At 65.8% G+C, this 10,463-nt stretch carries 10 protein-coding genes; 8 read left to right on the forward strand and 2 right to left on the reverse strand.

The features are described from left to right. Positions 1 to 149: 149 nt before the first annotated feature. From leuA to ACFRAU_RS14870, 3 genes are all read left to right on the forward strand, one after another. Positions 150 to 1,889: a 2-isopropylmalate synthase gene (gene leuA, locus ACFRAU_RS14860; RefSeq protein ID WP_377994219.1), complete on the forward strand. Its 1,740-nt coding sequence runs from the start codon at positions 150 to 152 to the stop codon at positions 1,887 to 1,889. Between the two features lie 76 nt (positions 1,890 to 1,965). Next, positions 1,966 to 2,730, forward strand: coding sequence for a DNA repair protein RecO (gene recO / locus ACFRAU_RS14865; RefSeq protein WP_377994218.1), 765 nt, complete (start codon positions 1,966 to 1,968; stop codon positions 2,728 to 2,730). A 2-nt stretch (positions 2,731 to 2,732) separates the two neighbouring features. After that, positions 2,733 to 3,554 (forward strand): isoprenyl transferase, encoded by an 822-nt coding sequence (locus tag ACFRAU_RS14870; RefSeq protein WP_377994217.1) that lies wholly within the window; start codon positions 2,733 to 2,735, stop codon positions 3,552 to 3,554. A 53-nt stretch (positions 3,555 to 3,607) separates the two neighbouring features. Here the strand turns inward: ACFRAU_RS14870 and ACFRAU_RS14875 are convergent, their stop codons facing one another. Beyond that, the gene (locus ACFRAU_RS14875) at positions 3,608 to 4,579 is read right to left on the reverse strand and encodes an alpha/beta hydrolase (RefSeq protein WP_377994216.1); all 972 of its coding nucleotides are present in this window, start codon (positions 4,577 to 4,579) and stop codon (positions 3,608 to 3,610) included. An 88-nt stretch (positions 4,580 to 4,667) separates the two neighbouring features. Here ACFRAU_RS14875 and ACFRAU_RS14880 point away from each other — a divergent pair, with 88 nt between their 5' ends. Next, entirely contained in the window at positions 4,668 to 5,732 is a 1,065-nt protein-coding gene (locus tag ACFRAU_RS14880) for a quinone-dependent dihydroorotate dehydrogenase (protein WP_377994215.1), read from the forward strand. Between the two features lie 99 nt (positions 5,733 to 5,831). Here ACFRAU_RS14880 and ACFRAU_RS14885 read toward each other — a convergent pair whose 3' ends face one another. Beyond that, positions 5,832 to 6,422 (reverse strand): DUF3043 domain-containing protein, encoded by a 591-nt coding sequence (locus ACFRAU_RS14885; RefSeq protein WP_377994323.1) that lies wholly within the window; start codon positions 6,420 to 6,422, stop codon positions 5,832 to 5,834. A gap of 129 nt (positions 6,423 to 6,551) precedes the next feature. Here ACFRAU_RS14885 and ACFRAU_RS14890 point away from each other — a divergent pair, with 129 nt between their 5' ends. The 4 genes from ACFRAU_RS14890 to ACFRAU_RS14905 form a co-directional block, all read left to right on the forward strand. Then, positions 6,552 to 7,994 carry a dipeptidase gene (locus tag ACFRAU_RS14890; protein WP_377994214.1) on the forward strand — a complete coding sequence of 481 codons (1,443 nt, stop codon included), beginning with the start codon at positions 6,552 to 6,554 and terminating at the stop codon, positions 7,992 to 7,994. 160 nt (positions 7,995 to 8,154) lie between these two features. Then, positions 8,155 to 8,544, forward strand: a complete 390-nt coding sequence (locus ACFRAU_RS14895; RefSeq protein WP_306923786.1) for an iron-sulfur cluster assembly accessory protein — start codon at positions 8,155 to 8,157, stop codon at positions 8,542 to 8,544. A 185-nt stretch (positions 8,545 to 8,729) separates the two neighbouring features. Beyond that, positions 8,730 to 9,602, forward strand: a complete 873-nt coding sequence (gene coxB / locus ACFRAU_RS14900; RefSeq protein WP_377994213.1) for a cytochrome c oxidase subunit II — start codon at positions 8,730 to 8,732, stop codon at positions 9,600 to 9,602. Between the two features lie 10 nt (positions 9,603 to 9,612). Beyond that, a partial coding sequence (locus ACFRAU_RS14905) for a cbb3-type cytochrome c oxidase subunit I (RefSeq protein ID WP_378000485.1) occupies positions 9,613 to 10,463 on the forward strand: 851 nt, incomplete at its 3' end.

Here is a 10,463-nt window from a genome sequence, read left to right on the forward strand (position 1 = left end):
TGTTACTGTGAAATGGTGCGTGCAGAGCTCCTTCTTCTTAGCTGCCGCGGCGAGGCCTCAGACGCGATCTAGCGCAAGGCCCACCCTCGTCGCGGAGTTTGTGTTGCCCGGCCACCCTTTCACTCAGAATCACAGAAAAGGCCAGATTAATGCGAAACGCACAGAAGCCCTCCGGAATGCCGATCCACCGCTACATCCCCTTCCAGGACCAGATCAAGGTCGATCTGCCGGACCGCACCTGGCCGGATAAAACAATCACCACGGCCCCGCGCTGGTGCGCAGTGGATCTGCGCGACGGAAACCAGGCACTGATTGACCCCATGAGCCCGGCCCGCAAGATGAAGATGTTCGACCTGCTGGTCCGCATGGGCTACAAGGAAATCGAGGTCGGCTTTCCCTCCGCGTCCCAGACCGACTTCGACTTCGTCCGCCAGCTGATCGAAGGCAACCACATCCCGGATGACGTCACCATCCAGGTGCTGACCCAGGCCCGCGAACACCTCATCGAGCGGACCTATGAATCCCTGGTGGGTGCCAAGCAGGCCATCGTGCACCTGTACAACTCCACCTCCGTCCTGCAGCGCCGCGTGGTGTTCAACCAGGACGAGGACGGCATCCTGGACATCGCCCTGCAGGGCGCCCGCCTGTGCAAGAAGTACGAAGAAACGCTGGGCGACACCCACATCACGTACGAGTACTCGCCGGAGTCCTTCACCGGAACCGAGCTGGAGTACGCCCTCCGCGTCTGCAACGCCGTCGCCGACGTGTTCGAGGCGTCCGCCGACCGTCAGGTCATCATCAACCTGCCGGCCACCGTGGAGATGGCTACCCCGAACATTTACGCGGACTCCATCGAGTGGATGAGCCGCAACCTGCACCCGCGCGAAGGCATCATTCTTTCGCTGCACCCGCACAACGACCGCGGCACCGGCGTGGCCGCAGCCGAGCTGGGCTACCAGGCCGGCGCCGACCGCATCGAGGGCTGCCTGTTCGGCAACGGGGAGCGGACCGGCAACGTGGACCTGGTGACCCTCGGCCTGAACATGTTCGTGCAGGGCGTCGACCCGATGATCGACTTCTCCGACATCGACGACGTCCGGCGCACCGTGGAGTACTGCAACCAGCTGCCGGTTGCGGAGCGTGCACCCTACGGCGGCGACCTCGTCTTCACCGCATTCTCCGGGTCCCACCAGGACGCCATCAAGAAGGGGCTCGAAGCCCTGGAGAAGGACGCGGCGGCCGCAGGCAAGGACGTCAGCGACGTCACCTGGCAGGTTCCGTACCTGCCGGTGGACCCGAAGGACCTCGGCCGCAGCTATGAGGCCGTGATCCGCGTCAACTCCCAGTCCGGCAAGGGCGGCGTGGCCTACCTGCTGAAGAACGAGCACAGCCTGGACCTGCCGCGGCGGGCGCAGATCGAATTCTCCGGCGTCATCCAGAAGCAGACTGACACCGTGGGCGGCGAAGTCAGCGGCGCCCAGCTCTGGCAGGTTTTCCAGGACGAGTACCTGCCCTCCGCCAAGACGGAAAGCCAGTGGGGCCGGTACTCGCTCGGCTCGGTGAAAACCGAAACCGACGAGGACGGTGCCATGACCCTGCTTGCCTCGCTGGGCGTCGACGGCACCCACGCCAGCCGCACCGGCACCGGCAACGGTCCCATCGCCGCGCTGCTGGACATCCTCGGCCAGGACGGCGTGGACGTTCGGGTGCTGGACTACAGCGAGCACGCCCTGTCTGAAGGCGGCAGCGCCCTCGCCGCAGCGTACGTCGAATGCGCCGTGGGGGAACGTGTCCTGTGGGGCGTCGGCATCGATTCCAACACCAGCACCTCGGCGCTGAAAGCAGTCATCTCTGCCGTAAACCGGGCCATCCGGGACGCCCAGGCCTGAGCTTCCTGACAGCTGCGCCGCCGGTCCGTACCGGCGGCGCAGCTGTTTCGGCGGCTCACCTGTTTTCATTGAGTCAATGGGAAGATTAAGCGTGGTCCAATCATTTGCAGCGCGCAGCTACCGCGATGACGCGGTGGTGTTGCGCACCCACAAGCTGGGCGAGGCGGACCGCATCATCACCCTCCTGACCAAACACCACGGCCAGGTCCGGGCGGTTGCCAAGGGAATCCGGCGGACCACCAGCCGCTTCGGTGCCCGCCTGGAGCCCTTCATGGTGGCAGACCTGCAGCTCGTGTCCGGCAAGACCCTCGACATCGTGACGCAGGCGGTCGCGAAGGGGGTGTACGGGGGCAACATCGCCGCGGACTACGGTCGGTACACGGTGGCAGCGGCCATGACCGAGACCGCCGAAAAGCTTACCGACGTCGACGGTGAAGCCGGAACCGCGCAGTACAACCTGCTGGTCGGCGCTTTGGCGTCGCTGAGCCGGGGGGACCACGCGCCGGAACTGATCCTGGATTCCTACCTGCTGCGGGCCCTGTCAACCGGCGGCTGGGCGCCCAGCTTCACCGACTGCGCACGCTGCGGCGCGACCGGACCACACACCGCCTTCTCCGCACCGCTGGGCGGCATGGTCTGCGGCGACTGCCGCCCGCCGGGCTCTCCAGCGCCCGCCCCTGAAACGGTGTCCCTGCTGGGCGCGCTGCTCACCGGGGACTGGACGACGGCGGACGCCTCACTTCCGGTGCACCGCAGGGAATCCGCGGGCCTGGTGGCAAGCTATCTGCAGTGGCACCTGGAACGTGTCCTGAAATCCCTCAAACATGTGGAGCGTACCTAACAGTGTCCTTGGGAAAGAAGACCAGTCCTGCCCGGCGCCGCACGGCCCCGGTGGTGGCCCCGTACCCGCACGAATCGGGCGCGGTTCCGCCCTCCATTCCGGCCGAGTTTGTGCCCCGGCACGTGGCCATTGTGATGGACGGCAACGGCAGGTGGGCCAACCAGCGCGGCCTGCCCCGCATCGAAGGCCACAAGGCAGGGGAGCCGGCACTCCTGGACGTGGTGGCCGGCGCCATCGAGCTGGGCATTGAATATGTCAGCGTGTACGCCTTCTCTACGGAGAACTGGCGCCGGTCTCCCGAGGAAGTCCGGTTTCTGATGGGATTCAACAAGGAGGTGCTGCGCAGGCAGCGCAACCAGCTGGACGACTGGGGCGTGCGGATCCGCTGGTCCGGCCGCCGTCCCCGGCTCTGGGGTTCGGTCATCCGCGAACTCGAGGAGGCGGAGGAGTACACCGCCGGAAACAGCACCTGCACGCTGACCATGTGCGTGAACTACGGCGGCCGGGCGGAAATTGCAGACGCCGTGTCCGCCATCGCCCGGGATGTGGCCGACGGAAGGCTCAAGCCCGGCGCCATCACCGAGAAGACGATCCAGAAATACCTTGACGAGCCGGACCTGCCCGACGTCGACCTCTTCCTCCGCAGTTCGGGTGAGCAGCGGCTGTCCAACTTCATGTTGTGGCAGTCCGCCTACGCGGAGTTCGTCTTCCTGGACACCCTGTGGCCCGACGTCGACCGCCGGACCCTCTGGGATGCGGTGGAGATCTACGCCCGCCGGGACCGCCGGTACGGCGGCGCCGTGGACGCTGCCAGGGCCCTCTAGGCCCCGGCAGTCCGGGGCCCTGGAAGCGCGCTACTGGATACGCTGCACCCGGATTAGGCGGCGTAACCCCTGATCCACCTGGCCAGGCGCCCGTATGCGTCGGCGCGCACGACCGCCCGTGAAAGGAACACGTCGTGCAGTGCGCCGTCGATGCGCTCCACGGTGACGCTCCTGCCCAGCGACATGGCTCGGGCGGCGATGGTGTTGACGTCCAGCACCGCGTCCGTCCGGCGCATTTCCTCGTTCCATACCATCCCGTTCTCACTCGCGGCAGACAGCAGGACCAGGATGGGCGCCCCGATGCCCAGTCCGCGGGCCACCCTGGCCTGTCCGGCAAGGATGGCACTGAGCCAGGCGGCGCGCACCGGAAAGGCCATGGGCGGCCGGTAGGCAGCGTCCACGGTCCACTCGCCTTCGGCGGCACTGCTGATGCTCCGCCAGTAGAATCCGCGCTCCGGCAGCCTGAGCACCGCCTCCGGACGCAGGCGGGCGATCGGCTCCACCATCGTCCAGGCCGCGCGCCGGACCAGGGCGCTGCCGTGCATTTCGAGCCATGGGCTGTTCAGGATCAGCTGGGAAACCGCGCCGGGATTGCGGCTGGCCCACAGGGCGGCCACGAGGCCGCCCGTGGAATGGCCCATGAGCGCCAACTGCACGGGTCCTGCACCGCCGGATCCGGCGATCATGCCCACCGCGGTGCCGATCTCGGCGTCGTAGTTTCCAAGGTCTGCGACGTAGCCGCCATGGGTGCCTGGCTGCAGGCTGCGTCCGTGGTTGTGCATGTCCAGGGCGAAGAACTCGAAGCCCTGCGCGTCCCAGAACCGCGCCAGCTCAACGTTGAAGAAGTAGTCGCTCCAGCCATGCAGGAACAGCACCGCCCGGCGCGGCCCGGCAGGCTGGACGTGCCAAGCGTCCGGGGGAGTGAAGCGGACCAGCGTCGCCCGGCGGCGGACGCCGTCCGGGCCTGCGGCGTCGAAAGCGCAGGACTCGAAGCCCGGGCCCAGGATGTCGCTCTGCCACTCCATGGCACCAGCGTAGGCTTTCCGGTTCCAGCAGGGCGGTGTTGTGTCGTTCCAGTTTGGTCTGCACCGCCGAAGACGGAAAACTAGAGGCATGCGCGTATACCCCACTTTCTTCAGGCTGGCCTTTTCATGGATGGACGCCGAACGCGCCCACAAGATCGGTTTCAAAGGAATCCGGCTGGTCCATTCCGTGGGCGCGGGACGAGTGCTGGAACGGTTTACGGCTCCGCCGGCCTCGCTTCAGACGAATGCCCTCGGCCTGACCTTCCCGTCGCCGTTCGGGCTGGCCGCCGGTTTCGACAAGGAGGGCCACGGAATCGAGGCCCTGACGGAGCTCGGGTTCGGCCACGTCGAGGTGGGCACCATCACCGGCCAGGCCCAGCCCGGCAATGAAAAGCCCCGGCTGTTCCGGCTGATTGAGGACCGGGCCGTCATCAACCGCATGGGATTCAACAACGACGGCGCCTCTGCCGTGGCTCCGCGGCTGAAGTCCGCCCGGGCCGCACTGCAGCGGCGTCACGCCAAGGTGCGGCCCGTGATCGGCGTCAACATCGGCAAGACCAAGGTTGTGGAGCTCGAGGATGCCGTGGAAGACTACCTCGTCAGTGCCCGCGGCCTTTCCCCGGCGGCGGACTACCTCGTGGTGAACGTCAGCTCGCCGAACACGCCGGGCCTGCGGCTCCTGCAGAACGTGGAAACCCTCCGGCCGCTGCTGAAGGCCGTGGGGGAGGAGGCCGACAAGTCAGCAGGCCGGCACGTCCCGCTGCTGGTCAAGATCGCACCCGACCTCACCGATGAGGACATCGACGACGTCGCCCGGCTGGCGATGGACCTCGGGCTCGACGGCATCATCGCCACGAACACCACCATTGGCCGGGACGGGCTCAGTTCCGCCGCGGACAAGGTGGGGGCCTGCGGCGCCGGAGGCCTCTCGGGGGCTCCGCTGAAGAGCCGTTCGCTGGAGGTGCTGCGCCGGCTGAAGTCTGTCACCCAGGACCGCCTGACGCTGATTTCCGTGGGCGGCGTGGAGACCGGCCAGGACGTCCAGGACCGCCTGGACGCCGGCGCCACCCTGGTCCAGGGCTATACGGCGTTCCTGTACGAGGGGCCGTTCTGGGCCGCCCGGATCAACAGGGAACTGGCCCGGAAGCGCTAGTACCCGATTAAACACAGCAGCCCGGCGGTTCCACCGCCGGGCTGCTGTGTTTAGGTCCGGGACCCCCTGGCTGGCTGTGCCGCAGGCTAGGACGAGGAATCAGGACGGGTACTGCCCGCGGCGGACCAGGGGCTTCGGCAGGCGAAGCTTCCGGAACTGCAGAGAACGCATGGAGCCATACCAGACGGTGCCGCGTTCTACTTCACCGAATTTTTCGGCGAGGCGCTTGCGGAGCTTGCGGGACAGGATGAACACGTCCACGAAAACAGCCAGGAACATCACCCAGAAGCCGCCGAGCACGTAAACCATCATGTTGCTGCTGGCAGGCACCAAGAGGGAGATGATGACGAACACCAGGGCGCCGAACATCAGGTACTCGCCCAGGCTGAAGCGGGCATCCACGTAGTCACGGGCGAACCGCTTCTGCGGGCCCTTGTCACGGATCGGCAGGAACCTTTCGTCGCCCGTGTCCAGTGCCTGGCGCATCTTCAGGCGCTGCTCCTGGGCGGCAACACGCTCCGCTTCCTTGGAGGCTTTGCGGTCCTCCGGCACGAGGGGGCGCCTGCGGGCCGCTTCCTGTGCCTTGCGCTTGGGCGTGGGTGCGCCTTTGCCTGCTACTGCGGCTGCCTCGGCAGCCTGCTGGTCAACTACATCCTGCGCCGCTGGCGCTTCCTTTTTACGTCCGAACACCACAACAGAATACCTTGGTGGGCTGTGCCCGAGGTCATGCCCGGCCACCGAGGGGTGCGGTGCTGTGGCGCCCGGCGCCTCCGCGGCGGCGAGGTTTGTTGTGGTGTGTGACACAGGTAGTGTTTGGCCATGACTACATTGCCTGCGGCGACCCCGCAACAGTACGACGCCCAGTTTGGGGGGACAGTGGCCGGCATCGACACCGACGCCCTGCGGGCCGCCGTTGACGCTGCCTTCGACACCACAGTTGCACAGCTGAAGGATCTGGTGGCCTTACCCGGCATCGCCTGGCCCAGCTTTGATCCTGCCCCGCTGGACGCCAGCGCCGAAGCCGTCGCCGAACTCGTGCGCGCGGCGGGCATCGGGGATGTCCGGATCCTGCGGTGCGACAAGGAGGACGGCACCCCCGGCGGGCCCGCCGTCGTGGCACGCCGCGAGGCCGCGCCCGGCAAGCCGACCATCCTTCTTTACGCCCACCACGACGTCCAGCCGCCCGGCGATCCGGCGCTGTGGGAGTCCGAGCCGTTTACCGCCGTCGAACGCAACGGGCGCCTCTACGGGCGCGGCGCGGCCGACGACAAGGCCGGGATCATGGCCCACGTCGCTGCGTACGGCGCCGTCACCCGGGTGCTCGGTGACGAATTCGGGCTGGGTGTCACCCTGTTCTTCGAAGGAGAGGAAGAGGCCGGTTCGCCCACCTTCAGGCCGTTCCTCGAAACGCACCGCGAACTGCTCCGCGCCGACGTCATTGTCGTGGCGGATTCCAGCAACTGGAAGGTCGGCGTGCCGGCCCTGACCACGAGCCTGCGCGGACTGGTCGACGGAACCATCGAGGTTCGGGTCCTGGACCACGCCGTGCATTCGGGAATGTTCGGCGGGCCCGTGCTCGATGCACCCACCCTGCTCTCGCGCCTGATCGCCACTCTCCACGACGACGACGGCAGCGTGGCCATTTCGGGGCTGGTGAGCCGGGACGAAACCGCAGTTGACCTCACCGAGGCCGAGTACCGGGCGGACGCCTCAGTGCTCGACGGCGTCAAGCTGGCAGGCACGGGAACCATCGCCTCACGCCTGTGGACCAAGCCGGCACTGTCGATCATCGGCTTTGATGCACCAGCCGTCAGCGTTGCCTCCAACACCCTGCTGCCCCACGCCCGCGCCAAGTTCAGCCTCAGGCTGGCGCCCGGCCAGGACCCCGCGGACGCCATGGAGGCCGTGCGCCGGCACGTGGAAACCCACGCGCCGTTCGGCGCCCAAGTGACCTTCACGCCGGGGGAGAGTGGCAACGCCTTCCAGACGGATACGGGATCCGCAGCTGCCGGCCTGGCCATGTGGGCGCTCGGCGAAGCCTGGGGCGTGCCCGCCGTGGAAATGGGAATTGGCGGTTCGATTCCGTTCATCAGCGACCTGACCGAGCTGTACCCCGAGGTTCAGATCCTGGTGACGGGCGTGGAGGACCCCGATTCACGGGCGCATTCAGCCAACGAATCGCTGCACCTGGGGGACTTCCGTAACGCGGTGGTCGCCGAGGCGCTACTGCTGGCGCGGCTGAACTCAGAGGGCCTCCGCTAGCAGCCCGCGCAGGGAACATTCAGGGGCCGGGCAGGGTTACGCCTGAAGTTAGAGCTCCGCGCCGGATCGACGTAGCATGTAGCTATAGCCCGTACCGTTTCCGTAGGGGCAGGCACCGTGCAAGCGGGGCAGCCACAACCGTCGTTAGTAAGGTAGGCCAATGAGCACTACGACCAATGAAAACAGCACCGAACCCACCGGCACGGCCAGTGAGGAACTGGCGAGCCACGAGGTTCAGCTGACTGACGTTGCAGCAGGCAAGGTCCGCAGCCTCCTGGAGCAGGAAGGCCGCACCGATCTTCGCCTCCGCGTAGCCGTGCAGCCGGGTGGCTGCTCCGGCCTCATTTACCAGCTGTACTTCGATGAGCGCCTCCTTGAAGGTGACGCCGTACGCGACTACGACGGTGTCGAGGTCGTCGTCGACAAGATGAGCGTGCCGTACCTCAGCGGTGCCAGCATCGACTTTGAAGACACCATCTCCAAGCAGGGCTTCACCATCGACAACCCGAATGCGGGCGGCTCATGCGCCTGCGGTGATTCGTTCCACTAAAGGGTAAGTAAGCCCTTCCTGAACCTCTTGGCGGCGTCGGTGAAAACCGGCGCCGCCACACGGTGGGGACATGTGGGCGAAAACCTGCGGGGAGCGGTAAGCTCTACACCGAGTAGTAAAACTTTTAGTGTGCCCGGGAAGCTTTTTGCCGCCCTGGCAACAGCAACAAGTAGGAAGGGCCGTCTGTGAGTTCGCAGAACCGAACCGGCAGCCGACGCAAAACGATCACTACGATCACTGGCTTGGCAACTGCCGGCGCGTTGGTTTTGACTGGATGTTCGCCAGAGGTAGAGAAGGGGTGGCTGCCCACCGAGCGTGGCACCACCAATCACACTGACCGCATCATGGACCTCTGGGTCAACTCATGGATTGCCGCCCTCGTGGTGGGCATCATCACTTGGGGCCTGATCGTCTGGTGCCTCGTTGCCTACCGCCGCCGCAAGGGCACCGTGGGCTTCCCGCGGCAGACCAGCTTCAACCTGCCCCTTGAGGTTTTCTACCTGACGATCCCGCTCTTCATGGTCCTGGTGTTCTTCTACTTCACCGACCGTGACCAGCAGGCGATCGATGACCGCTCGCAGCCGGCCGACGTCGTAGTGGACGTCCGCGGCAAGCAGTGGGCATGGGACTTCAACTACAAAAAGGGCGACGTCATCACCGAAGACGTCCACGAAGCCGGCGTCCAGGCGCACCTGACCGGTGAGGCAGTGGACAAGGAGAAGCTCCCCACCCTGTACCTGCCCATCAACAAGTCTGTTGACCTGGAATTGAACTCGCGCGACGTCATCCACTCCTTCTGGGTTCCCGCGTTCCTGCAGAAGCGGGACATGATCCCGGGCAAGACCAACTACATCCGGTTCACCCCCACCAAAGAGGGCACCTACGACGGCAAGTGCGCCGAGCTCTGCGGTGAGTACCACTCCGAGATGCTGTTCCGCGTCAAGGTTGTTTCCGAGTCCGAATTCCAGGCTCACATGAACCAGCTTCGCCAGGACGGCAACACGGGCCTGCTTGGTGACGAGTACGACCGCAACCCGAACCTGAACGCAACGAAGTAAGGGAAGCGAAGTGGCTACTTACACCCAGACCCCCGGGATCCTCGAGGCTCCCGTAGTTCCCAAATCCAAGGGGCGCATCGTCGTCAACTGGATCACCTCCACCGACCACAAGACCATCGGGTACATGTACCTGATCGCGTCCTTCGTGTTCTTCTGCTTCGGCGGCGTGATGGCGCTGCTGATCCGCGCCGAGCTCTTCGAACCCGGTATGCAGATCCTGCAGACCAAGGAACAGTACAACCAGCTGTTCACCATGCACGGCACCGTCATGCTGCTGATGTTCGCCACACCGCTTTTTGCCGGCTTTGCGAACGTGATCATGCCGCTCCAGATCGGTGCACCGGACGTCGCGTTCCCGCGACTGAATGCATTGGCCTTCTGGTTCTTCCTGTTCGGCTCCACGATCGCCGTTTCCGGCTTCATCACCCCGCAGGGTGCTGCATCCTTCGGCTGGTTCGCCTACGCACCGCTTTCCAACACCACCTTCAGCCCCGGCGTGGGCGGTGACCTGTGGGTCTTCGGCCTGGCGCTGTCCGGCTTCGGCACCATCCTGGGCGCGGTCAACTTCATCACCACCATCATCTGCATGCGTGCCCCCGGCATGACCATGTGGCGCATGCCGATCTTCACCTGGAACACCCTGGTCACGGCCATCCTGGTCCTGATGGCGTTCCCGCCGCTGGCCGCAGCCCTCTTCGCCCTCGGTGCGGACCGGCGTTTCGGTGCCCACATCTTCGACCCGGAGAACGGCGGCGCCGTCCTGTGGCAGCACCTGTTCTGGTTCTTCGGCCACCCCGAGGTGTACATCATCGCGCTGCCGTTCTTCGGCATCGTGTCCGAGATCTTCCCGGTCTTCAGCCG

It is taken from the genome of Arthrobacter sp. NPDC056691 (assembly GCF_042791415.1).
Taxonomy (GTDB): Bacteria; Actinomycetota; Actinomycetes; order Actinomycetales; family Micrococcaceae; genus Arthrobacter.

Excerpts from the sequence above, each read along its gene's own strand:
- leuA (WP_377994219.1), top strand. The coding sequence starts at position 150 with ATGCGAAACGCACAGAAGCCCTCCGGAATGCCGATCCACCGCTACATC.
- ACFRAU_RS14880 (WP_377994215.1), top strand. The coding sequence starts at position 4,668 with ATGCGCGTATACCCCACTTTCTTCAGGCTGGCCTTTTCATGGATGGAC.
- ACFRAU_RS14890 (WP_377994214.1), top strand. The coding sequence starts at position 6,552 with ATGACTACATTGCCTGCGGCGACCCCGCAACAGTACGACGCCCAGTTT.
- ACFRAU_RS14875 (WP_377994216.1), bottom strand. The coding sequence starts at position 4,579 with ATGGAGTGGCAGAGCGACATCCTGGGCCCGGGCTTCGAGTCCTGCGCT.
- recO (WP_377994218.1), top strand. The coding sequence starts at position 1,966 with ATGGGAAGATTAAGCGTGGTCCAATCATTTGCAGCGCGCAGCTACCGC.
- ACFRAU_RS14895 (WP_306923786.1), top strand. The coding sequence starts at position 8,155 with ATGAGCACTACGACCAATGAAAACAGCACCGAACCCACCGGCACGGCC.